Source organism: Bradyrhizobium sp. CB3481, assembly GCF_029714305.1.
Lineage (GTDB): Bacteria > Pseudomonadota > Alphaproteobacteria > Rhizobiales > Xanthobacteraceae > Bradyrhizobium.
Genome location: NZ_CP121647.1, coordinates 5,286,490 through 5,310,265, shown reverse-complemented (window position 1 = coordinate 5,310,265; position 23,776 = coordinate 5,286,490). Strand labels below are relative to the sequence as shown.

The 23,776-nt window shown below is 57.5% G+C and carries 15 protein-coding genes and 6 pseudogenes; 12 read left to right on the top strand and 9 right to left on the bottom strand.

The features are described from left to right. Positions 1-522 precede the first annotated feature (522 nt). Entirely contained in the window at positions 523-1,686 is a 1,164-nt protein-coding gene (locus QA643_RS25895) for a M20 aminoacylase family protein (protein ID WP_283028648.1), read from the top strand. A 395-nt stretch (positions 1,687-2,081) separates the two neighbouring features. Then, positions 2,082-2,261: pseudogene (locus tag QA643_RS25890) on the top strand (transposase); the annotation flags it as partial. A 167-nt stretch (positions 2,262-2,428) separates the two neighbouring features. Here the strand turns inward: QA643_RS25890 and QA643_RS25885 are convergent. Together QA643_RS25885 and QA643_RS25880 are read right to left on the bottom strand one after the other, a co-directional pair. After that, positions 2,429-2,767, bottom strand: a complete 339-nt coding sequence (locus QA643_RS25885; RefSeq protein ID WP_283028647.1) for a hypothetical protein — start codon at positions 2,765-2,767, stop codon at positions 2,429-2,431. A gap of 146 nt (positions 2,768-2,913) precedes the next feature. Continuing rightward, positions 2,914-3,183 (bottom strand): hypothetical protein, encoded by a 270-nt coding sequence (locus QA643_RS25880; protein WP_283028646.1) that lies wholly within the window; start codon positions 3,181-3,183, stop codon positions 2,914-2,916. Positions 3,184-3,719: 536 nt separating this feature from the next. Here QA643_RS25880 and QA643_RS25875 point away from each other — a divergent pair. The 8 genes and pseudogenes from QA643_RS25875 to QA643_RS25840 all read left to right on the top strand — a co-directional run. Continuing rightward, a pseudogene (locus tag QA643_RS25875) lies at positions 3,720-3,901 on the top strand (IS3 family transposase); the annotation flags it as partial. Positions 3,902-5,257: 1,356 nt separating this feature from the next. Further along, entirely contained in the window at positions 5,258-6,112 is an 855-nt protein-coding gene (locus QA643_RS25870) for a CmcJ/NvfI family oxidoreductase (protein WP_283028645.1), read from the top strand. A 2,113-nt stretch (positions 6,113-8,225) separates the two neighbouring features. After that, a complete protein-coding gene (locus tag QA643_RS25865) occupies positions 8,226-8,348 on the top strand; it encodes a hypothetical protein (protein WP_283028644.1) in 123 nt (40 codons plus the stop codon). A gap of 584 nt (positions 8,349-8,932) precedes the next feature. After that, positions 8,933-9,994 carry an ABC transporter substrate-binding protein gene (locus QA643_RS25860; RefSeq protein WP_283028643.1) on the top strand — a complete coding sequence of 354 codons (1,062 nt, stop codon included), beginning with the start codon at positions 8,933-8,935 and terminating at the stop codon, positions 9,992-9,994. A gap of 222 nt (positions 9,995-10,216) precedes the next feature. Further along, a complete protein-coding gene (locus QA643_RS25855; RefSeq protein WP_283028642.1) occupies positions 10,217-10,405 on the top strand; it encodes a hypothetical protein in 189 nt (62 codons plus the stop codon). A gap of 231 nt (positions 10,406-10,636) precedes the next feature. Next, the gene (locus tag QA643_RS25850) at positions 10,637-11,452 is read left to right on the top strand and encodes an ABC transporter permease (RefSeq protein ID WP_283028641.1); all 816 of its coding nucleotides are present in this window, start codon (positions 10,637-10,639) and stop codon (positions 11,450-11,452) included. Positions 11,453-11,460: 8 nt separating this feature from the next. Next, complete coding sequence (locus QA643_RS25845; RefSeq protein WP_283028640.1) at positions 11,461-12,273, top strand: ABC transporter permease; 813 nt, start codon at positions 11,461-11,463, stop codon at positions 12,271-12,273. An 88-nt stretch (positions 12,274-12,361) separates the two neighbouring features. Continuing rightward, entirely contained in the window at positions 12,362-13,540 is a 1,179-nt protein-coding gene (locus tag QA643_RS25840) for an ABC transporter ATP-binding protein (RefSeq protein ID WP_283028639.1), read from the top strand. Between the two features lie 904 nt (positions 13,541-14,444). Here QA643_RS25840 and QA643_RS25835 read toward each other — a convergent pair. After that, positions 14,445-14,685 (bottom strand): annotated as a pseudogene (locus tag QA643_RS25835) (transposase); the annotation flags it as partial. Here QA643_RS25835 and QA643_RS25830 point away from each other — a divergent pair. Beyond that, positions 14,654-14,876: pseudogene (locus QA643_RS25830) on the top strand (transposase); the annotation flags it as partial. The pseudogenes QA643_RS25835 and QA643_RS25830 overlap by 32 nt on opposite strands. 448 nt (positions 14,877-15,324) lie before the next feature. Here QA643_RS25830 and QA643_RS25820 read toward each other — a convergent pair. The 4 genes and pseudogenes from QA643_RS25820 to QA643_RS25805 all read right to left on the bottom strand — a co-directional run bounded on the left by QA643_RS25820 (position 15,325) and on the right by QA643_RS25805 (position 20,099). Then, positions 15,325-16,839, bottom strand: a pseudogene (locus tag QA643_RS25820) (ISNCY family transposase). Between the two features lie 118 nt (positions 16,840-16,957). Continuing rightward, positions 16,958-17,164 (bottom strand): hypothetical protein, encoded by a 207-nt coding sequence (locus tag QA643_RS25815; protein ID WP_283034933.1) that lies wholly within the window; start codon positions 17,162-17,164, stop codon positions 16,958-16,960. A 348-nt stretch (positions 17,165-17,512) separates the two neighbouring features. Next, positions 17,513-19,177 (bottom strand): MFS transporter, encoded by a 1,665-nt coding sequence (locus QA643_RS25810; RefSeq protein WP_283028638.1) that lies wholly within the window; start codon positions 19,175-19,177, stop codon positions 17,513-17,515. A gap of 454 nt (positions 19,178-19,631) precedes the next feature. Further along, positions 19,632-20,099 (bottom strand): annotated as a pseudogene (locus QA643_RS25805) (Lrp/AsnC family transcriptional regulator). A gap of 677 nt (positions 20,100-20,776) precedes the next feature. Between QA643_RS25805 and QA643_RS25800 the strand changes: the two are divergent. Then, on the top strand, positions 20,777-21,946 hold the full coding sequence (locus tag QA643_RS25800) for a Xaa-Pro peptidase family protein (RefSeq protein WP_283028637.1): 1,170 nt from the start codon (positions 20,777-20,779) through the stop codon (positions 21,944-21,946). A 148-nt stretch (positions 21,947-22,094) separates the two neighbouring features. Here the strand turns inward: QA643_RS25800 and QA643_RS25795 are convergent, their stop codons facing one another. Next, positions 22,095-22,439, bottom strand: a complete 345-nt coding sequence (locus QA643_RS25795; RefSeq protein ID WP_283028636.1) for a hypothetical protein — start codon at positions 22,437-22,439, stop codon at positions 22,095-22,097. Continuing rightward, complete coding sequence (locus tag QA643_RS25790; RefSeq protein WP_283028635.1) at positions 22,439-23,530, bottom strand: IS5 family transposase; 1,092 nt, start codon at positions 23,528-23,530, stop codon at positions 22,439-22,441. Before QA643_RS25790 ends, QA643_RS25795 begins: the two co-directional genes overlap by 1 nt. Positions 23,531-23,776 lie beyond the last annotated feature (246 nt).

Here is a 23,776-nt window from a genome sequence, read left to right as displayed (position 1 = left end):
GTGCCGGAGCTACGAGCAGACGTAAGCGTTTGCCCTTCTGCATCCTAGCGTGCTTCGGAGTTTTAGGTCGACAGCCCTCATCAGCATACACATGATGACCGTCCGTTCATCGGTGCGCGCGTTGCGCTCGATCGGAGCAATCAGCAGCCGCTCGCCTGGCGAGATGCGAAAATTAAAGACCGACGACAGGTCTTGCCGCTTTCCTGCGCGATGTGGACCCAAGCGCAGCATCGCTGCAAACCCGGCAAAAAAAAGCTCAAGAAGGACGCGGCCGCGGGTCTAAATTGAGAATGCCCGCAGGTCCTTCCGGACCGGGTATCAATTAGCATTCATTGGTTCGAGCGCGGTGAGCTCAGCCGGGTGCGCCGGATTCGGACCGGTACGACCGTGCAATGCCGATGACCTTGTTCAACGAAACGGAGCTTATTTGGAACCCGCAAGCAGGTGTGGTGACGGAGCGCAATACAAAAGGCCAAGCACCGATCACACACCGGCTATTGAGTTCATAACTAGAGGGCTGACATGCACAGCGTTGAAACTTTCCGAGGTCTGCAGAGCGAGGTGACGACCTGGCGGCGCTACCTCCACGAAAATCCCGAGCTCGACTACAGGCTGCACAATACAGCCAAGTTCGTGGCGGACAAGCTCGCCTCATTCGGCATAAATCACATCGAAATAGGGATAGCTGAAACCGGTATCGTCGCGCTAATTGAGGGCGCAGGCGGGCAGGGGCCCACGATTGGGTTGAGGGCCGACATGGACGCTTTGCCGATCCTTGAGGCCTCAAACAAACCTTGGTCATCGAAAACACCAGGCAAGATGCATGGATGCGGCCATGACGGTCACACGGCCATGCTGCTGGGGGCTGCGAAATACCTTGCGAATACACGCAACTTCAAGGGCTCCGTTGCTTTGATCTTCCAGCCTGCTGAAGAAGGGGCGCTGGGCGGCCAAAGGATGGTTCAGGAGGGAATTATGGACCGTTTCGGAATCTCGCAAGTTTTTGGGATGCACAACGCGCCCGGCATGGAGATCGGCAAGTTCGGCATTTGCGACGGCCCGATCATGGCAGCGCTCGATGACTTCGACCTCGTGGTGAAGGGTAGGGGAGGCCATGCGGCCAAACCGCATGATACCATCGATCCAGTTGTCATTGCAGCACAGATCATTATGGGTCTCCAAACTTTGGTCTCGCGCAATACAAATCCCCTCGAAGCGCTCGTCATATCCGTCACCAAATTTAACGCCGCTCAGGCCTACAACATCATTCCCGATCAGGTTGAACTGGCCGGTACCGTCAGGACCCTCGTACCCGACCTCCGGGACTTCGCCGAACGACATATTTTGGCAGCCGCTCAAGGCATTGCGCGCGGATTTGGCGCGGATATCGAGTTCAAATACCGTCGACATGACCCCGTCACCTTCAATCACACCGGCGGGACTAATCTGGCAATCGAGGCGGCAAGCAACCTCGTGGGTCCTGCCTGCGTGGACGATAAGATAACACCGCGGATGGGATCGGAGGACTTCGCCTATATGCTTGAGTCGCGGCCAGGCGCCTTCATTTTTCTTGGCAATGGAGCGACTGCTGGGTTGCACCACCCCACGTATGATTTCAACGACGAAGCCCTACCTTATGGAATTGGATACTGGGTAAGCCTGGTCGAGACGGCCCTGGCTCGTTAAAGCTCCGTCCTCGGAACGGATGGAGGTGCGGCCGATCGCATCTTCATGAAGCAGCGCTGATGACAGTTGCGCCAAAGGTTTAACTCCCCGACAGGCTCCATCGTGCCGAAGCCGGGTCCCGCGCGTTCGGCCAATGTCGAGCGTGCGCCGCCCGCCTTCAATTGAACTCCTCACGAGGCACAAGCAAGCGACATGAGTCGCCGCGAGCCGAAATTGCCAGATCTAAATCAAAGCACCGCTCGGCGAACCGGAGCTCGATTCGGCGACCATGATGGAGAGGCCAACTCGGTCCAGGCGCAAGCTTGAGTCGGTCGATGCGGGGCGCGCTAGCGGGCAGGCTTGTGAGCGGCCATCGTGAAGAAGGTCCAGCTCAGCTGATCTTGCCCACGGGCTTAATCCAGCTTGAAGTTCGCTCTGGCCCACGACAAGGACCAGAGCATGAAGCGCTTTTGAAGCAGCACGAGGCCGGCGTTTCGGTCGCCGATCTGTGCCGCAAGCATGGCGTCAGCGACGCCAGCATTTACAAATGGAAGGCCGAATTCGGCGGGATGGAGGTCTCGGAGGCCAAGCGGCTGGATGGCTTCGATCTCGCCGGCTTCGGTGGCGAGCCGAGAGCGTCTTGGGCCGATCTTTAGGATCTGTGCGGCGTTGCCGAGGTTGAGCCAGGGGGCAATCCCGTCCTCGGCGGCTTGAACACCGGTATGTGGTAGTTCGAGCGCACTTGAGCTGACGCGCTCGCGGGTCAGCGATTGCCGTTGCCAGTCTTGAGGCCGTTGCGGTTGAGGAGGCCGGCAATCAGATCGTCGCTCGCGATCAGCACCAGCTGACGCACGGCATGGATGATATCGGCAGAGGTGCTGTTGCGCTGTCCACGCCGGCGCTTGGGCAGCCGTATCTCGCTGTGAACACCGCCGACCCAGTGGACGATGAGGACGATCTCGGAGGTGGCATCGTCGATATTGGCGACGATCTCATAGATGAGGGTGCGCACAACGCGCTTCTTGAGGCGAGCATCCGTCGTTGGCGCATCCCAGACCGTTTTGAATTTGAGGCCAGAACGCCAGCAAAGCTGGATCGGCAATGAAGGCGGGCCTCGCCGTATCATGCATGGCGATCTTGCCCTCGACCTCCGCCACGTGAACGAGAGCCCTGTTCCAGCGCGCTTCAAGCTCGCCCGCCACGAGCCGGTTGATGGGGGCAGCGGCATCGTATTGCCGGAAGGCCCGGTCAGCGGCATAGCGCGCCGCCTCGAGGTCGCGACTGAAAGCCTCGCGCACCTGATCCCCGCCTTTCCCTGGCCACCTTGGCGGCAGCGGTTGCAGCGGCGGTAGCGCCCGGACCGACAACGTGAAGCAGTGCGTCCTCGAGGTCGAGATTGTACTCGTGGAGCCAGCAGAGCGCCTGTCGCGCGCTGCCCAGTTCCTCGATCTTGTCGAACACCAGCTTGATCGCCCGCCGATCCGGATCTTTCTCATACCGATCGATCGCCGGCTTCACGAAGTAACTGCTTCATCAGACGCATCAGGACCGCCAGTGCTTCCGCCGGCAGGTCCGACCATGCACGCGCCGAGGGCGCCGTTCAACCGGATGCTCCCGAACAGATCCATCTGCTGCGGCGACCGCGGGTGTTGATTGTGTCGGTATCCGCTCCCTGACGTTGCCGTCTGGCGCGACATGAGTCGCTCCCCGACTCTGGTCGTAAGAGCCTCTGGATGCACCAGAAAGCAGGGCAGCTGATGGCATTCGATTCTTCAACGCTAGAGCGATAAGTGCAGAAAGCGCGGCGAGTGCATCGATGCTAACAAACGGCTGAGTTGTCAAAGGCTCGGCGACAGGGCATACCGATCGGTCGAACACCGATGCTGGCAATTCTGGCCAACGATCTGCTTGCGACCCGTCCAGGGTGCGGCGAAAAGCGACATCATCGAGCTTGTCGACGGTCCCATGAACACAAACTCGGCGAGCAAGCAAAGGACCATGTCGACAAAGAACCTGGCAAAGAACGGTTCTGTGGGCGTTCCCAAACGTTTTTGTACAACGACACGCGACCACACTCGCAGCTCGGATGGAAAACCCCTCCGAGTTCGCCTTGACCTGCCACTCACGCCGGGATCTGGCGCTGCGCTATCCTGAGGGCTCCGGGCCAGCTCCCGTCGCTAGCACCACCGCCTATTCGGGCAAACCCAACAGCCCGAGCGAACTCAGGATTGGATAAAGCTTGACGGCAAGGTCACAGCATCTACTTCGAGCCGGTCGCGCAGGATCCGACCTATCGGCCTTGAACCTTATCGTGATGCCAAACAGGCGATTGGCAATCGAGCATCACGGATCGGCTCGAGCTCAGTAAACCACGCTGACATAATGCTTCTACTCCCCAAGCCCATTTGGGACGCCCGAGAAGAGTCACGGTCACTATAAGCTATCAGCACCGGCCGGAAAGCGCGTTAACCGCTACAACGAAATGCGTGGACCTGCGGTCGGGGCAAACTGCATTAGCGCTCGTCAATCCTCGGCGGCGTCTTAGCATTTGAATTGGCCTTCCAATTGCCCTTGGTGATGGAGACATCAGCCTCGATAATACCGTCGAACGTTGGTTTTCAGTCGTCTTTTGACACACGGTGCCTGAGAGAGACGATCCAGCGAGTTGGCCGATCACCTCGGAAGTTAACTCGTTCTGTTTGCACGACCTCGAATGCGAGCTGTCCATTTTGTAATTCGTCGGAAAATGACAGGCTAACAGGAAATCGTCAAATTAACAGGAGGTGCAACGCAAAAACGTACAGGCGCCGCATGAGCGTTTCAATGCCTCCCCAAAACCATTCGAGCCAAGAGATAGGCTCGCCTAGCCTAGCGCGCGTCCGCTAACCTTTCGTCGTCGTGGTTTCGTTGCGGCGCGGCGCACTCGCACTCGCGGGATCCGCGAACGTTCGTGGAGGCTGATATCGTGACGGAAAGGAGATCGCGGATGTTGCTCGTACTACGGATGTAACTCGGACGCTTAGTGAAGCTAAGCGATTTCCTCCTGCTTTGCGAGATCATTGCCGGCAACCACTCGGAATCATCAACGGCGAGCGCGCAAAAGGCGAGATGATGGCGAGCCGCATGCTAGGAAGCCCCTTCAAACCTGGATGCAGCCGCTCGGTGCCGCTTGCTGTGATCGCTCCTTGCACATTCGCTTCGGCCATGATGACGCGAGAAGTTGGGCCTTCTCTTTTGAATCGTTGCCTGACAATTGTGAAGGAGAGATCAACAAAGACCTCAAGCGGAGAGGCGTCGAGTTCGTCGGATGAAACTCGCGTGTGTAAGCTGATTTCGTCGTCAACATCATGCGGCTAAAAGAGGAATGACGCTGCAATGGAATCCGTGGCAATGAAGGGTGGCGTGGTTTGACTCCGAGCGCGGCCATACTGCGAACTGATTGGACGTCGATTCGCTCTGAGCTGAAATAGAGCGGGAAGCGGCATCGCATGGAGGATCTGCGTCGTGAACGGCTCGTTTTTGCAGGATTCTTGCGCATGGCTGGCGCTATTCTTGGATGGTAACGGATGCGAGCGGAAAGAGAGGAACCGCAATGGGAACAGCAGCTGCAGCTTTGTCAGCGATGCCGGCGGCGACCGAACCATTTGATGGGGTGTGCGCGAAAGTCGCCTTCGTGCGGCGTACGGCTGAAGAAGGGCCGGGGTACCGTGGTCCCGAACGATTTGGTTCTCCGACCGTAATCGATCACGACGTCGACATCCGCAATGCTCGCCCGATCGTCAACACGCTAAGCCTGGATCGCGAAGGCTTCACCCTTATCCAGCACAAATCTGCTACCGTAAACGAGCGAGACCCGAAGCTTGCAGCCGACGAATATGTCGAGGAAATGAATGCGTTTGTGAAGGGCTATTTCAACGCGTCGTGGGTTACAAATTTACGGCACGGCACCGCTGCGCCCCCCGCCCAGGTCCGGTCACCAGATGCTGCCAACGGAAATCAGCCGACATCTCGCCTCAGCCACATTGATTACGCGGCAGTTTCCACGCCTGCGGTTGCTGCAATTTCCGACTACGAACAGGGATTCAAGTTCCGGCCATACTCGCGCATGTTGCTTATCCAAACTTGGCGCGCTTTGTCCCCGGGTCCACAAGATTATCCCCTGACACTTTGTGATGGATCATCTGTGGCAGATGCAGACGTCGTCACTGCGGCGTTCGCCAGAGATGATATCGCCGCCAAGGTCTGGCTGGCGCATTATAACCCGCTCCAGCGGTGGTATTACTTCCCCGATATGAGCAAGGATGAATTTATCTTGTTCAAGGGCTTTGATACAGAAACAAGATTCAACTCAAAGGTATTTCATACTGCCTTCGACAACCGTCTTGCGCACCCTGACGCGAAGCCGCGGCTGAGCGTTGAGACCCGCCACCTAGCGTATTTCGAGTGATCGTTGGCCCCAGTGGAACCTGTCTCGATCAGCGTCCTGATGCGCCAGACGCAAAATGCGGTCGTCGCTCGGGGTGTATGGCGCGTCTTCCTGGAGTTCAAGCGAATAAAGTTTGCCTTTGCTCATTCATCCATCCCAGGCAGCAGGTGAATCAACAAAATTCGCTGATTTGGGGCTACCAAATCGACTCAACGCAAGGCGCACGATTGATCGGGCGTATGACACCATCACCGGCTGGTACGGAATCCGATAGTATCCCAGTTCATCCCATCGCTCCTTGGGGCGCATCCTCGTCATACGCTCAGGATCCGCCAGATGCTTCAGTCGCTCGTACAGAGGTTACGCATCGGGTATTGGCAATATAGTCGGTTTCAATGCTCGGCTCCTCCCCATTCCTTGCGCAAGTTTTACTGAACCATCCCAGTCGTAATTCGCTAATGTAACGCCCTGCATGCGAAATTCTGCGCCAGCTTGAGGGTAATGCACGCTCTTCATGCGATGGAGCGTGGAGCTCTTGTCTCGCAAACACGCCACGAGAGGCGCTTTGCGGCCGTGCCCGTGGCGCGTCGACTTTGCCGTAGTGCTTCGTCGGGCCTGATATCAGTGCCTCAACGCTGCCGACCGGCTAGGCTTTGGGCATTGGTGGAAGACGTGCATGCCGCGCTGCCGACGCTCAGTGCTGACATCTCATCCATGACCGGATCGGATCGAATGGCGTGCGATAGAGTCTCCGTCACACCCACCAGCGCACCAGGAACGCCTCCCGCTCGCTGAAACACCACGCGGCGGCCCGAACGACAGCACATCGATCTCGCTGCCGTTCGGGTTCAGGTGCCGCCAGAGACGTCGCCGATCATGCCGTGCGCTTCGTGATGCGCCTCGAACTCCTCGCGCGGCCCGATGTCTCTCATCGCATCTTGGTAGACCGTTCACGGCTGTAGCCGTGATTGTCAGATGATTCGCAGCTTGACCAGTGATGTCGAAACGGACGACCAGTATCGCGAGAGCGCCGAACAATTACGTGTTCTTACTGAACAGGTGAGAACGCAGATCACTGCCAGACCGAGCAGCGAATTGAGTTCCTACGTGAGAGAGCCGCAAGGTGTCGTGGCATGGCAGCCGATCTGGATGATGCTATCATAAGTATAAGACTGAAGATCCGGAGGATGTCGCCGCTCTCGACTTGGTTGTTGACAGTTGGAGAGGTCGCGATCTGCCAGTCGCCAAGTCGAGATTTGGCCGCATTCGGAAGCCGCAGTGGCGATGTGCGGAATGTACGACTATTTGCATGGTATCCCCGCCGGTCAAGCGAGTTGGCGCTGCCTGCCCGCTCCCGGGTGGAGATGGCGCTCGCTTCCTTGGCCTTTCCTTGGCCGTCTCGACGATGAACCCGCTGAGGGATTTGCATCTGGGCTATTCAGTGCTGCAGGTCTGCGTCACCGGAATTGTTCACGTCAAAGGCGCCATGACCTCAAGGTTGGATTACCTCGAGCTGGTCCGGCGAATCAGCGAGAGATCCAGGCGCATGGGCGCGTCGTAGGCGTCAGCGATCCAGCTCAGGCATATCCCCATCATCAATGAGATCTTCCCGTCGTCTCAGGATGGGGTCGAGGAGGCGCGCCACATTGTGTCCGCGATGGACGAGCAATTATGCGCGAGCGCTTCGGTATAAATCATCGATAGTCTGCGCATGTTCGCGACCGATGAACGTAATCAAGAGAGCTCGGATGGTCTTGATGTTCGCAGCGTTCCGGATCTCGATGTTCCTGCCTGTTGATCACCGATTCACTAGGTCAAACCGATCTCGCGCCAGGCCAGCGCGCGACCGGTCGAAGTGTTTGTTCGAACTTGAATATTAGAGGCAAAAACGCCCGACGCGTTTCATGAGAATAGTCGTGCGCCATCTCACAAGCTACATTGCAGGCCATTTGGGCGCTTTGCCAAGGGATATGGGAGCGGAGATCATCAAGATAGAGGCCTCCGGGCGCGATATGATGCGGTAATATCCGTCGAGCTTGAACGTGGATTTCCGAACCACTCATGGAGTAAACAGAACAAGCGCTGGATCTTACTTAATTTGCCTATCGTGAAGTCCGACGTGGAGATCGCTTGCATGAAGGCTGTATTCACGTTGAGTGTGGGAACGGCGGCCGATCCGTCCCTTTTCGGCCATTTTGACGATGCTCGTGCTTCTCTTCGAGAGGAGGCCCGCGCCTCGGCCGATGTTGTTCCCTGAACGCGAAAGTGGCAACCAGATTTGAGCAGCCCCAAAAGCCTCATTATCAGCAAGGAGTACTGGGGAGACAACTACGGGGCTGTATCTTGCCGTTTCAAGGAATGGATCCTGTGCTAAGCGTTCCTTTTCGCTGAAGCAAGCCCGAGTCACTGGCGTTCGTGGCAAGCGAGTTCGTAAGCGCCAATGAATCGCCCGTCTCGTGGCTCGCCGCGCTCGCTCATGCTCACCAAATTCCAGAGCAGCGCTCATCGCTGAATCTCTGTCATCCATGGCGGAGCCCTGAAGGTTCTTTCACAAGGGAATTACGATCGTCGGTCGTCAGCTCGGTGGCGTCCGGCGTGCGGCTATTTGAGGCTGGTGTCGTAGAGGACAAAGACAGCGCATCAGTGGGTCGATGTAAGAAGTGGCTTTCGAGGATTACGACGAAGGACGCCGCTCAAAGGGACTCGCGAAGAAATTCCGCGCAATTCTTACAAATATGGCGAAATCCTACCTTAATAATCAGTTACCATCATTAAATAACAATGGCTGCTTGATCATCCGCTACCCTAGGCGCGGACGCCGTAAACAGGAAGGGAATGTCCATGAAGAACAGGTCCGGCTCAATCCTGTCACGTCGCACCGTCCTTGCCGGCACGGCGAGCGTACTTGCGGCGCCGATGCTGATCAAGCCCTCGCGCGCCCAGTCTAATTCGGTAACGTTCACCAGTTATGGCGGAAGCTTTCAGGAAGCCTTGGAAAAGCACGTAATGAAGGGCTTCACTGAAGAAACGGGAATCAAGGTCAACATCGTCCCTGCACCCGAGCTCGCAAGAATTAAAGCGCAGCTGCTCACGGGCAATGTCGAATGGGACATCTATAGCGGCGCAGGCGCTGAGGCCGCTGCCGGTTCCAAGCAGGGCTTTTGGGAGAAGCTTGATCCTTCCTTGTTTGACCTTGAGGATTTGGTCGTTCGACCGGAAAGCGATAGACTCTCGTGGAATATTTATACGTCTGGTATAGCATGGGATCCGCAGAAATACGGTCCTGGAAAGCACCCAACCAACTTTGCCGAATATTTCGACCTGAACAAATTCCCTGGACGTCGTCTCCTCTTTAGGACTCTTCGTGGTTCGCCACTCGAGGTGGCGCTTCTCGCTGATGGCGTGCCGTCGAAGGACATTTATCCGCTCGATCTGAATCGTGCGCTCAAGGTGCTCGATCGGATCAGGCCGAGTATCGCCACATGGGTGGAGTCGACCCCTCAATCGATCAGCCTTGTGCAGACCGGCGAGGCCGATTTCACCTTCACTTATGCGACTCGCGTCAAGGCGACGACTGAGACGGGCGGCGGAAAGCCCTTGGCTTTCTCCTTCGAGCAGAACCTCATCTATTCTGAGGACATGGCCTTGCTCAAGGGCGCACCCAACAAAGAAAACGCGAAGAAGCTTATCTCCTATTTTGTCCGCCCAGAAGTTCAGGCGCGAGTAATGAATCAGACTGGCCTCATTCCGGTATCCAGGAAGGCCGTGCCGCTGTTAACGGAGCAGACTCGCAAATGGCAGCCAAATTTCGAAAATCCCAAAAATCTCATAGTCAACAACGCGTACTGGGCAGATAACTTCGAGGTTGCATCGCGTCGTTTCAAAGAGTGGATACTTGGCTGAGTGCTCTCTCTTTTCGGGATGGGTCCGGCAGGCCCGTCCCAAACACGCGACTTCGTACCGATGGTAATCTGACGAAGAATCGATAGTAAAAGCGAATGCTGCTTTCCAATCTTCACCTCAGTCGACATGTGCCGCCCCCGGAATCACGTTGGTCTGAACAGGGCAACCATCTCCTGCGGAGTGATAACTACGCTGCGGATGCGCGGACCTCGCGCAGGCTCGATGGCCGCGCGCGACTACCTGCTTCATCCAGGCAGACAGCAGCAACGCTTCCTCGAATTCGCTTTGAATAGCTTCGTTGCTGATCGAACGATCGATCAGTCGTTGCCGATATCCCGATTTGACTTTTCACGAACTGACTGGTGGATGAGAAATGAAATGCGCGACACGCTGATCCGACGGCGGGGTTGAGAGGTGCGTCGAAGGTTCTCCTTAAGCGACGGCGACGTGTGTTGCCGTGTTTGATCTGGGGAAGATGACCCATGAAGAGCTACGCGACGACGAGAAGCTGCGAAAAAATGGCCACATGCGCAGGTATTCCGCGTGAATGAAGAAAGAATGGTGAAGCGCCGCCGGATATTCAGCTAGCCTTATTTGAGAATAGCATTTGTCCGGCACTATGGGGCGAGCGACTAGCGGCTTATGACAAAAACTGGCAGCATCAGCGCGCAGGGTATCTTCATGACGCCGGCCGCATTGGTCGCGGTCCTGATTGTGCTGCCGCCCCTTTTGTATGTGTTTTATACCAGCGCGGCTCTATCACTAGCCTCTTACGCCGAACTTTTGACGAGCAAGCTATTCACCCAAACCTTGGCCAGCACACTTGTTATTGCAGGCTTGTCGTCGCTGCTAAGCTTGGTTTTAGGTTTCATTGTTGCGTTACACCTTGCTCGTCAGCCTGCACGACGCAGAGCAATTCTGATGGTGCTCGTTCTTCTACCGTTCTGGACTAGTACTTTGGTAAAATGTTTCGCGTTTACAATTATTTTGGGCCGTGACGGGATCGTCAATGGTGTCCTTAGCTGGATCTTTGATTCGAAGATTCAGCTGCCGCTCATACTCAATCGGATCGGCCTTCTTATTGGGATGACAAACTTTCTTGTTCCGCTAGTCGTGCTGCCCGTTCTCGCCAGTCTGCTCGCTATTGATCGCACAATCTACCGGGCGGCCTCTATCATGGGAGCGAAGCCCGCCCGCATCTTCTGGACAATCACCGTTCCTATGACTCTGCCGGGTATATTCGTCGGCCTCTTGAGTGTCTTTGTCATATCGCTGGGGGCCTTTGTAATCCCGGCGCTGCTCGGTGGAGCGCAAGATCAAATGCTTTCGAACTTGGTCGATTTCTACAACCGACAGGTATTGGACTGGCCAAAAGCCTCAGCCATCAGTGTGACCTTGCTTGGGATGGTCGTGATCTTTGCCGCTCCTCTTGCGCTTTGGCGCCGATACAGGATGTAAGCTTACTCGTGCCAGACATCATTCGTGATCCGCATGCGCGTCGCTACCGTGCGTTAGGCACCGGCCTCGCGGTGGCTATCTATATCTTTCTCTGGGCGCCAATAGTGGTGACGATCCCTATGGCATTCGGCGCCACCAATGCGCTGAGCTTCCCGCCAACGAGTTATTCATTCGACCTTTTCAGGATCTTCTTCAATTCGCCTGCTTGGCAACAGTCGCTTTTGGAGAGCATCAAGGTAGCATTCGGGTCCACGGCAATCGCGATGCTGGCCGGAGTACCTGCAGGTTACTGGATCGCCCGCCATGAATTTGTTGGCAAAGAACTATTTACCGCGATAATCATGAGTCCGCTTGTCGTTCCGACTGTCGTTTCGGGGCTCGGGCTCTATTTTTACTTCTCCTACCTCAAGATTTACGCAACGACGTTTGCCATTGTGCTTGGTCATGTGATGTACATCTTGCCTTACGTCGTGCTCATGATTGTAGCGGGGGTCCAAAAACTGGATCGGAATCTCGAATTCGGTGCGGAATTGATGGGAGCCGGGCCAATGCGGATGTTCTTTACCGTCGTTGTACCGCAGCTCGTTCCGTCGCTCGTGAGTGCTGTATTCTTTGCGTTTCTGATGTCTTTCGATGAGCTTATCATTTCTTGGTTCTTGGCTACCAGCAATACGATCACCCTACCGGTAAGGATGTTCAGCGCTCTCGTATGGGAAGTGTCCCCGGTCATCGCCGCCGTTTCCACCCTAATGACGGCACTTTCTCTGTTGGTCTGCATTGTCGCGGTCGCATTCAAGAAATCGACACCGATTGATACTTGATCGGTTTAGTTCGACAATCCGGTCGGAACGTCAATGAGGAAAACATCCGGTATGATGCCTCAGGTCAGGGAAGCGGAGACAGAGCCACATGATCAGCCAGACGGTGTACACCGAGACGATTTCTGTGCCTAGCTCAGCCGCTTCCCCTAACAGAGTGAACCGGATGCACGACGCCACTGTTCTTGACGAGCACCTCGCTACCCACGCGATTGCACTGAAGAGCATATCGAAGAGCTTTGGTTCGGTGACGGCGCTGCATCAGACTGATCTCAGCGTGCGGAAGGGCGAATTCCTTACCCTGCTTGGCCCGTCAGGCTCCGGCAAGACTACGTTGCTCAATCTGATCGCAGGTGCAATCGGGCCGACGACGGGCGTTATTTTCCTGGATGGGCGCGACATTACCAGCGTGCCTCCGCGTGAGAGGGGGATTGGGATGGTGTTTCAGAACTATGCCCTAATGCCGCACATGACTGTGTTTGACAACGTGGCTTATCCGCTGCGCGCGCGGCATCACCCCGCCGTGACGATCCGCGCTAAAGTCATGGAGGCGCTCGATCGCGTCGGTCTGCACGGCTTTGAGGATCGGAAGCCGCGCCAGTTGTCCGGCGGTCAGCAACAGCGCGTCGGAATTGCGCGCTGCATCGTATATTCGCCGGCCATTATTATGATGGACGAGCCGCTAGGAGCGTTGGACAAAAATCTACGCGAGCAGATGATGGGGGAGATTAAGCGCCTCCACAAGGACTTGGGAACGACCATCATTTACGTCACTCACGACCAGGAAGAAGCGCTCTATATGTCTGACCGCATCTGTCTAATGAGCATGGGTCAAATCGCTCAGCTCGGGACGCCAGATGAATTGTATTTCCAACCGCGCAACCGATTCGTTGCAGAGTTCATCGGCGAATCGAATTTGATCAGTGGACGAATAATCGGTGATGGTCAGATGATGATTGCCGGAAATCGATCCATTGCCGTTCCTTGCAGCGGATGTGTCGAAGGATCGGATCTGCTAATTATGATCCGACCTGAGAAAGTGCAGATCAGCGGCACGGATGAGCCCTTCAAGGAAGATAGCAATGTCCTGTTCGGCGAAGTTGCAGGCAGCTCGTTTATCGGTGGTATGACCCGCGTGGCCGTCAACACAGAGAACGGCCTGAACGTTATGGCTAAGCTAGTGTCCGACCGTGCCGAGTCGAGGCCCGAGCCGGGAGCACGAGTACGAGTTTGCTGGTCTTCCTCCGACGTAGTGGTTCTGGAGAAATAATGCTCCCTCGCAGCCTGCTCCGAGCTCATCCAGCAGGGTCGTTTCTGACTTCGCATGTTGAGCAATGCTGTCTTCGCAGGACATGAGAGGAAATTAACGTAACAATTGGGGCGATCGTGTTCGCATTATTTCGTCGCATCGCGCTCGTCGGATACAACCTCGAACGATACCTGGGCCCAAGCGCCGTGGCTGCAAGCCTCATCATTAGTTGTGTGAGTATCGACGTCGTTGCGCGTTATCCGTGAGAAGCGATAGGGCGTGCGCGCGCAATGAAGTCACGAAGAAGGTCTTCGACAATCGCGACTGATCGTTTGCGACGACAAGCGTCCGCCGGACCTGTCGCGGATATGGCGGGCAAGGGGCAGATCTCGGCCGTGACGATATGAAGAAGTCCGGTTCTTGACGATGAAGGCAGTACGTTAGCGCTTCTGCAAACCAACAATCTCGCACGTGACACACATCGTGTCCTAACCAAATTGGTGTTCGGTCCTGCGTTGGTCAGCATACTCAATGTTAGTACCATGAATTGGAAGCCGCTACGGCTGGCGGCAATCGCTACAAGCGCAAACGTTTGGCAATTGCTTTTCGACGGCTCACTTAGGGCAGTGCGATCGATGGCAGAGTTAGATCGCGCTATCCAAGCATAGCGATGAGTCCACCTTCTCCCTGATGAATCTGTTGCATCGCTAAGGTATCGAACGCTATATCGGGATTCCAAGGCCGCTCTAACAGATCAGACCAACGATATCGTGGATGAACCTGGAGCGATCGTGTCGGCGGTTTGAATGTTAGCCGAGAGTATCCCTTCGGGACCTTGGAGGGTCCTTATAGCGATGACGGCTCCGAGAGGATGGCTCAACCGGACCCCATGATAGATTTTGCTGAACTTGACGAACAGAACTACGGTGACCTGCTTCACCTGGCGGGTCGAGACGCCCTGCACGTACATCTCGGCCAACGCCGCAACCAGCGCCTTCTCGGACCTCTGATATGGCTCAAACAGTTCGGTCGAGAACCGCCCCTGGCCGATCCTGCGGCACCTTCAACTCGATCGTGCCGACCCGGGTGATCAGCGAGCGTGTGTAGTAGCCAGAGCGATAGCCAAGTCGGCCTTCCGAGGGCTCCCTTTTCTCCGCGCCCAGCGCCTATCTGATCCTGGACGCCCGTTACGAGCGGATCCAGGAGGATGGGATCACTGCCAGCCACGCGGTGCTGATCGCGATCGGCGTGGACTGGGAAGGCCGGCGCCAGGTGCTCGCGGTCGAGCTCGCTGCTCGCCAACCGGGAGAGCCGATCGAGCTGGAAGGAGTTTTTGGAAGGGCTAAAGGCCCGCGGCTCTGCGCGTCGAAAGTCCAAAGCAGCACGTGCCCTTATTAAGTAAGTATCGACTGCGGATGGAACTGGACCCTGTAGGCTGGTTGATTACGATGTGCGACGGCTGATCTCCCCCGAACGCGCCGTCACCCTCAGATGCTGCGCACATAACTGATCGAGTTCGATGATAAGAGAGTGGTAACGTCCAACGCAACGTGGGGGACGGAAGGCCCCTGAACAGCCCCCGGCCGTCGCCACGCGCCCGCCGAAAAGCTTCCAATGCACTCATTGCCGCGCGGCAATCAGGATGACAGTGCGTATTGCCTCATGGAGGAATGTTCCCGAAGACGCGATCGTTGCCTCATTTATTTTGCTCCCAAGAAGACGGACGGTCGGTACGGGGGAGGCCGGTCGTGGAGCTGGCCGGGGTTGCGCAACGACCGGCCTCCCCGTACCGGAAGCGGGCGCTGTTACCGCGCAACCGGTGTCTCGTCGAACCGCTCCGCATGATCTGCCGATCCAAACAGCAGCGCGCTTGCCTGCTCGCTGCGCCAGGATTTGAGGCGGCGCTGAAGCGTTCGCAGCAGCTTATCCGGGTACGCGCCCGGATATTCCGCTTGTAGCCTTGTCAGGAGCTCGGCGCCGGTTCGCCACGGCTCGACCTTGAACCACTCCTGCAGCTGTGGGGTCGCCTGAACGAGCGGATCAGGGCGACGACGACCTCGCTTCGCTTTGAGGATCGGCCGGTCCGTCGGTCGAGATGCGCCCTCTTTCCAAGCCGTTCGCAAGCTGGCGAGGAACAATTCGATTGGCGGGGCCGCAGTAGTCGAATCGCCCGCCGACCTCACGTCGGCAAGGTCGGCCAGACGTTGCTGCGCAGACCGAATGTCACCCAGCAACGCGACCGCGTCCAAGCTGACGCAGATTTCCTGCAGTCGGGCCCGAACCGCATCGGAGGTATGTGGGTCGGCTGCCAGCCGCTGATGCGGCGTCGTCGGCGCACTATAAGATTTCCGGACGCGTGCGCCATCGCGCTGTTTTGCGATCAGCTTGAACGACGGCTGGAAGAAGTTCACGAACAGGCGCACTGAGCGATAGAGTTCTGCGAGCAACGCAGCCGCCTCGAGCCCTTCAAACCGCCGATAACCAACCATCCGTCGGACCACGGCTCCGTTCTTCTGTTCGACAAACGCCTAGTCGTTCTTGCGGTAGGGTCGGCACCGCGTGAAGACAATGTTCGCCTGCTCGCAATACGCTTTCAGCGTTTCGTTTATGAACACGGTATCATTGTCGGTATCGATGCCCTGCAGCGAGAACGGCAGCTGTCGGCGAAGTTCTGTCAACACGGTGCTCAGGAGCGTTTGCTCGCGCACCAGCAACGGCGCACACTCCGTCCAACCGGTCGCAATATCCGTGAGCACCAGCGTCTGGATAAAACTGCCGCGCGCCGAGGGCCCGCTGTGGGCGACCAGATCGGCTTCGACAAAGCCCGGCGCCGGATCCTTCCAGTCGGCGGACGTCCGTACCGGGATGCTCCGTCGCAATGCGCTCGCCACCGGACGGCGCCGCTGGCGTCCACCCTCCTGTCGGATCTTGCCCAGCGCCCGATCGATCGTCGACGCGCTCACCGCTAGCAGCTTCGCGCGGATTTCTGGCGCCAGGCTCATGTGGCCGTTCCGTTCCATCGACTCGATCAGGAGCGGCAGCAGCGCTTTCAGTCTCTTGCCGCAAATCCGGTCCGATGCCTCCCAAAGAACAACCAGCGCATTTCGTTCAGCTTCCTCGTAAATCCGGCGACGGGTGCGCCGAACCGAGGATTGCCCGATATCGCCTCGGAGCAGGCGCATCGCATGCTTTCGATGGAAGCCGGTCACAACCACACACTCGTCGAGAATTCGCGCCTTCTCCGCGCGGCTCGCCTCTCTGTAGCGCTGCTCCACAGCGGCCGTCAGCTCTCTTGGAGTCGCCATGCTCAGTTGCCTCATTGTCGCCCCCGCAGTCCCATCCCACTGGGGAGCAAATTACGTGAGGCAATGGCTCAGCATTCAGGAACATTTCAGGCGGCGCAATGCGGCTTCCCACCCAGATTGTCGCGCTATACACTCATGTCCCCAGGCAGATGCCGAGAATTGGGATGCGACCTGAACGTTCGCTGACGATCGCGGTAGATATTCGGGCCTGATTTGGAGTGTAGGGACCGGGGGAGATCACCACTGCTCGCGGCTCGAGGACAACGAGATCGCTGACGCTGACCACGTCCTTCCGGATCACCTGCGTTGCTTCACCAAGCTTGCGGAAATCGCACGCAATGTTGAAGACGAAGGAGTCGTAGTTGTCGATGATGACATCAAACTTGCACCAGAAGGTATGTCACGAAACGCGTCCAGGATTCGTAGCGGCTTGGCTAGCGTCTCCATGCCGCACGACGCGCGTCGCGGCCGATTTCCTCGCCATTATCTCTCTGAACACCAGCAATCCCTGGCGTGAGTTGGGATTTAGACATCCTTCCAATTGGATCACAGCAACGTTGGCGGCTGGTCTAACCGCGACTCGATACTCAGACTTTGCGAGCTGGATAAGTCGTGGGAAGGGCTCCGTCGCACTAGGCTGCCGGTGATCGACGCTGTCGGATGGGTATCATGTGCTCCCGCTTCGTTTTCAGTCATCAGGTAGGACTTCACTCGCGGGGTAATCGGGCACGTTTTCCTTCCAGCGTACCGATCCAAATGGGCGCTCCAGCATGCGGCGGATGCGCACCGGGCCGGGACCGATGTGAAAGGCCTCCGCTTGGTGATCCAGCGCGCGCTCCGAGCTCGTCCTGCGGCTCCGTTGGCGCAAATAGTCGAGCCAGGTTGGGTAGTGATAACGCTCTGTCCACAGTTCGGGATCGGCGATGTCGCGAGCGATAGACCAACCATAGGCGCCATTTCGTTGACGTGAGAGTTGCACTTCCTGCATGATGTTGTGAAAGCCCCGCGCCGTTTCCTGTGCGACGCGATACTCGAGTTCAACCACGAGCGGTCCGCTTCGGTCGGTTAGCGGGAGCCGCACCTCGGGATTGGCTAGCACCTCGGTGTCTTCGCAGCGCGCCCTGATGCGCGGCATTCGCAACCAGAGTCCCAACAGGGGCGAGACCAGCATCACGGCGGCTGAGATTAGCAACGCCATTTTGACGCCGGCGGAGTCGGTTAGAAGGCCCCAACCCCAGCTGCCGACGGCAAACCCGCCTGATCCCGCCGCCTGGTAAGCAGCGAGCGAGCGACCCGCCACCCACCGTGGCGCGGACAACTGTACGCCGATATTGAACAACACACGCGTTATTATCCACACCGCTCCGGCTAAGACCAGCGCGGCCGCTGTCAACATCGGCTCGCGGCTCAGCGCGACCGCGGCAATTGCGCCACCCAGCGACAGCGCGCAGGCGCGGATCGCCGCCTCGCCGCTCATGCGTTTGCGTACCTCGGTGATACTAAGCGCACCGATCACCGCGCCCAGACCAAAGGCGCTGAGCATGATGCCATAGGTCTGGACACCAGCATGCAGGAGGTCGCGCACTACGAGCGGCATCAGCGCCAAGATGGCGCCGCCAATCACTTCCGTCACGATGGTCCGGATCAGCACGATCTTGATCGATGGCGAATTGCTGATGTAGCGGACACCGGAGATGATGGCGCGGCTGAGCTTTTCTGGCGGCAGTCGCGTGGGTTCGGAGATGCGCTGCCACTGGAACAGCGCGACCATCAGCGGAAGATACAGCAACGCGTTGAGCGCGAACGCGGCAACTGCACCTGCCGCCGCCACAACGACACCTCCGATTGCCGGTCCCACACTTTGCGCAATATTGCGGCTGATCCCGTTGAGCGCGATCGCGGACGGCAGCGCCTCCGCGGGCACCTGCTCGCTGACCGAGGATTGCCAGGCCGGTGCCATCAGGGCCATACCGCTGCCGATCACAAGACACACCGCGAGCAGCAAGTCCGGCGTGATCAGATCGAGACAGGCTATCGTTGTCAGCGCGCTAGCTCCAGCGAGCGAGACGGTGAGTGAAACCAGAGCCACGAGGCGCCGATCATGCATGTCGGCGATGGCACCGGCCGGCATTGAGATCAGCATAACAGGGAGCATCAGAGCCGTCTGCACCAGCGCGACCTCGCCGGCCGACGTGGTCATCTGCGTCATTGCCCAGGCCGCGCCGACGCCTTGAATCAGGATGCCTAGGTTGGAGAGCAGGCTCGCCAGCCAGATGCGCCGAAAGGTGACATAGCGCAGCGGCGCAACGATGCCATCAGCGCTGAGTATCTTAGGCTTAGGCGGATCGATCATGTTGGCTGCTGCGTTGCCGGCAAGGGTTGGATAACGAAACCGAGGCAATGATGGTCCGCGAGAGTTGACGGCTGCACACGGCAAAGCGCTGATGTCGCGAAATGCAGGATAGAGGTCCCAGGCTGCGTCAACTCGGGGACATGGCACCTCGTGACCGCCGCGCAAAGAGAAACGCGCGAAGCGCACGAGGTTACAAGAGCGCTTGTCCACTTGCTAGCAGCAACAAGGCCCGCAGTCCGCGACACTGAGCTAGCAACTGGCTTGCGAACAAAACTGGGAATGGGCCAGGACGCGATTGTCCTTGATGTTATCTTTTCTCAAAGTTGTACAGGGCATTTGCATAGTGCAAAAAGGATAGAGGAATGACGGTGCGGATTTTTCGCGTTCTATACGAGCAAGCGCCGAAAAAATGCGCAAACGCAGGGATCAGAGGCGCGAGGCGTTGCTTGTCTCGTCAATCTTCGCTCGGTATCTCTACCGGAACTGCAAAGTCCGCGCCTGAACATTGGCTTAAGTCCCTTGCCATTGCCTTAACCTTGATGTCCGCGTTCTCATAGAAGAAGCGGCGAGTGAATTGCTCATACTTTTCCGTGTCTCGCGCGGTGATGTACAGGACAAGGTCAGCGTCACCGAGACGTAGAATCCATTAAGACCTCCTGATGATTTGATCGCCTTCTTGAATTTATCGAGTTATGTCTGAACGCTCGCGCTCGAGAGTTACTAGCACCAGCATTCGAATAGGCCTTCCTACCGCCTTCGCCGAAAGAGCCTCGATGATGTCTTCCGAACGAAGCCTCTTCAGGCGTCCCTGACACACGGTAGCAGAGAGTCCAGCTAGTTCGCCAATTACCTCGGATGTCAGATGGTTGTTCCTTTGCACGATCTTCCAGGATTCGGTCGCATTGCATAATCGGGGCTCCAGGTGAATTCCGTCGTAAATTGCTGCTGTGGCGCCAGAAAATCCTAAACGACAGCGAAATGCGACAAAAGAAAGCAACGTTTGACATCGGTTCGCCGCGCTATGCCGCACCAGCGGCCACTCGGCTAGCTACCAATGATGGTCAGTCGTCCGTCAGCGGGTCCCGTCGCGGCTGGAGCGGCGAGCAGCCGGAACGAAGCATTCAGACCAAGCCCAGCAGAAGCTTCCGATATCCCAAGCAGCTACAAGAAGGCAGGCACCCCGAATTTCGGATATCCTCGTAAGTAGCAACAAGTACAAGGCGGATGGTACAGGCCGGCAGTTTGGCAGCTATACGGGATAGCACCGCCGTCTATCAATCATCCGCTTCATGTATTTCGGCATGCCGCCAGTCCTCTCCGCCTCGTGCGCCTCTCGAACATTCGGTCGTTGCTGACGCTTGATCATCAAAACTTCGCATTACTGTGATAAGGCACAGAATTTCAGCGAAATGAAGCCTACATCGGAGAAATTCAACTTTATCGGCCACTAATGTTGGCGCGACACTGTTGCACTGAGGGAAAGCTTGGAAGCGCTTGGCTTCAGTACAGACGCCGATAGACCTAATGTGGCATTTGAGAGCCGAACAACTGCGTAGGTTGGAGTCTATCTTAGACTTACAAACAGATGGAGCTAAGACAATGGCAATCAGCAAAGGTCCGCAGGCATTCCCTCGAACAGAGTTCTTGCGCAGGCTTTCGGCAGTGAAGTCTGAAATGGCAAAGCGCGAAATCGACGCGCTGATTGTCAACAATTCGTCCAATATTACGTATCTTACGGGCTATACTGCCCGGTCTGGCTATGTGCCCCAGGGACTTCTGGTTTCGAGACATGAAGAGGAACCGACGTTCATCCTGCGTCGCCAGGATGCGCCGGCAGCGATCCATCAGACCTTTCTCAATCGCGGTAAGGTGATCGGCTATCCGGAAACTCTCATTGGCAACCCGGACAAGGATGGCTTCGACGCGGTGATCGATTGCCTCCATGAACTTGGTCTTGCAAGCCGCGGCTTGGGACTCGAATTGGGTTACCTTTCGGCGCAAAGTGCCGAGAAGTTTAAAGCGCGGATGCCCAACGCGAGGATCGTAGACTGCAGCAAAGCTGTCGCCGAAATTCGATCTATTAAGTCGGATCTCGAGATAGTCATCATGCGGGAAGCTGCCGCCATCGCTGATGCGGCAATCATGCGTGCGGCAGAAGTGATACGCCCAGGTGTGCGAGAAGCTGACGTGATGGCCGAAATTGCGGCGACACTAGCGCGCGGTGCCAATGGCAAGCCCGGGACGGACTTTGCGTCCATGTTCTTCTGCTCCTCGCCACGCACGGGTACGTGCCACATTCGGTGGAGCGACGATATCATTCGCGATGGATCGCAGGTCAATCTTGAACTTGGCGGCGTCCGGCATGGCTACGTTGCCGCGATTATGCGCACCTTCTCTGTTGGCGCGCCCTCCGACCGTCTGCGTCGCCTACATGAGGCAGAACTCGCCGGACTAGAAGTCGCGCTGAATGCCGTCCAGCCTGGCGCCACATGCAGCGACGTCGCAAACGCCTTCTATCGCACGATTGAAAAGTGTGGTTTCAAGAAGGATTCGCGCTGTGGGTACGCCATTGGCATTGATTGGACGGAGCCGACTGCAAGCCTTAAGGATGGAGACATGACAGAACTGAAGACGAACATGACCTTCCATCTTATGCTGGGCAACTGGATCGATGAAGATTTCGGGTATGTCATTAGCGAGACGTTCCGCGTTACCGAGTCCGGCGTTGAAGTTCTAACCAGTGCGCCACGCAAGCTTTTCGAGCTGTAGCGGAAGGCTATCGGGATCTCCCGACGAGGGCCCGCGAGTCGAGGGTGACCTGCACTGCGCTGGTATAATGAAAGAATGCATTTGAACCATGCGCTGTGAAGGTTGCGCGGACAATCGGCTGGTCATTCCTAGCAGGCTGTTGAAGAACTCAGTCGCGTTCGCAAACGAAGGCTGAATCGTCGCCATCGTGTATGTAGAAGTGGCCGACGAGCCTGCCCGCAGTGCCGATCATAGCCCATCCGCGACCGCAGGACGGATCATTCTCGTCGTGCCCTTCCCATGAGAACTCGGCGCAGGCCGATCCGTCGCGGGTGTCGTAGCGCACGTCCAGGAAGCCCTTGAGAGCCCCAAAGGCGATTTCGCCATCGGATTTACCCTGGAAGGTGAGATGCGCCTCTTCGACGAGATCGAGGAAGTCGCTGTCCCAGACGTCCATCTCGACGATGCGCCAGCGGCCGGCAAAGGCCTTGGCGAAGCCGGGCACCTTGGCCATCAGCCGGTCTCCGCGATCAGCTTGGGCAGCCGCACCAGATTGTAGGCGGTGGCAGCGAAGGTAAAGGTCCATGCGACGCGATCACGGCCACGGAAGCTGGTCTTCTCTTGCCCGGCGACCGTCTTGATCCAGCCGAATGCCTCCTCGATCCGCTTGCGGATGCGCTGGCTGACGGCATAGCCGCCGTGTCGGGTCGTTCGCGCGTCAATCGCAGAACTACGGCCGCTAGTGTTCTGTGCAACATGCGGCGTCACGTTCATCAAGCGGAGCTCGTTGACGAAGTCTTCTGCGTCGTAGGCTTTGTCGGCACCAAGCGTGATCGCTGTCGGCCGGTCGGCACGAGGCTCGATCATGTGCAGCGCCGCCACCCGTTCGGCATGCCCGTCAGCCAGTGTCAGGCAGGCGTCGACCAGTAGGCCGTGGCGGTTCTCCATCAGCCCGTGCCCGATGAAGCACAGCTTCGTCTCCTTGCCTTTGCCCTTGCGGTAGAGCCTGGCATCCGGATCAGTGGTCGAAGCATGGGTGTCGTTCGAGCGTTTCTGGCCATGGAAGTTCGCTTCCGCATTGCGCCCGCCGCCCTGAGCCGGCGGCTCGCCAGAGCCGTCCTTCGGCTTGACGCTCTTCATCGAGGCCCAGGCTTCGATCAGCGTGCCATCGACCGAGAAGTGATCGCTCGACAGAAGCTTCTTCACCTTGGGCTGCGCCAGCACCGCCGCCAGGAACTTCGCCGCGATGTCGCCTTCCAGCAGTCGGTCGCGGTTCTTCGAGAACACCGAATGGTTCCAGGCGGCGTCGTCAAGGCCGATTCCGACGAACCAGCGGAAAAGCAGGTCGTATTCCAGCCGCTCCATCAAAAGCCGCTCCGAGCGGATCGAATAAAACGCTTGCAACAGCATCGCCCGCAGCAGCTTCTCCGGCGGGATCGACGGCCGCCCAATCGGCGAATAGAGCGCGGCAAACTCGAGCTCCAGCGACGACAGTGCCTCGTTCACAATCGTCCGGATCGCTCGTAGCGGATGATCACGCCGCACCCGCGCCTCCAGGTCAACGTAGCTGAACAGCTCGCCCGTTCGATTGTCGCCGCCGCGCACGCACCATCTCCGAATCTCGTCGGAGCCAATGAATCACGGTCGCCGGTCGGCGGCGAGCGCCTTTTTCAACAGCCTGCTAGGCAGTAGTTCGGGCGGTCTACGAGGACAGCGATCGCCTTGCCGATGCGGCTAGTCATGCGCTCTCTTCGACACGCTGCGCTTTCTGGATCGGGTCCGCCGTTGCGAACCCGCCCGAGCCCCTTCAGTTGCACGGAGGAGCATGTCCTTGCTGCGGTCGCGTATCGC

What these genes read in the sequence shown, in the direction of transcription:
- QA643_RS25850 (WP_283028641.1), top strand. Translation starts at nt 10,637, where the DNA reads ATGACAAAAACTGGCAGCATCAGCGCGCAGGGTATCTTCATGACGCCG.
- QA643_RS25840 (WP_283028639.1), top strand. Translation starts at nt 12,362, where the DNA reads ATGATCAGCCAGACGGTGTACACCGAGACGATTTCTGTGCCTAGCTCA.
- QA643_RS25860 (WP_283028643.1), top strand. Translation starts at nt 8,933, where the DNA reads ATGAAGAACAGGTCCGGCTCAATCCTGTCACGTCGCACCGTCCTTGCC.
- QA643_RS25865 (WP_283028644.1), top strand. Translation starts at nt 8,226, where the DNA reads ATGAAGGCTGTATTCACGTTGAGTGTGGGAACGGCGGCCGATCCGTCC.
- QA643_RS25800 (WP_283028637.1), top strand. Translation starts at nt 20,777, where the DNA reads ATGGCAATCAGCAAAGGTCCGCAGGCATTCCCTCGAACAGAGTTCTTG.
- QA643_RS25870 (WP_283028645.1), top strand. Translation starts at nt 5,258, where the DNA reads ATGGGAACAGCAGCTGCAGCTTTGTCAGCGATGCCGGCGGCGACCGAA.
- QA643_RS25895 (WP_283028648.1), top strand. Translation starts at nt 523, where the DNA reads ATGCACAGCGTTGAAACTTTCCGAGGTCTGCAGAGCGAGGTGACGACC.
- QA643_RS25810 (WP_283028638.1), bottom strand. Translation starts at nt 19,177, where the DNA reads ATGATCGATCCGCCTAAGCCTAAGATACTCAGCGCTGATGGCATCGTT.
- QA643_RS25855 (WP_283028642.1), top strand. Translation starts at nt 10,217, where the DNA reads ATGGCCGCGCGCGACTACCTGCTTCATCCAGGCAGACAGCAGCAACGC.
- QA643_RS25795 (WP_283028636.1), bottom strand. Translation starts at nt 22,439, where the DNA reads ATGGCCAAGGTGCCCGGCTTCGCCAAGGCCTTTGCCGGCCGCTGGCGC.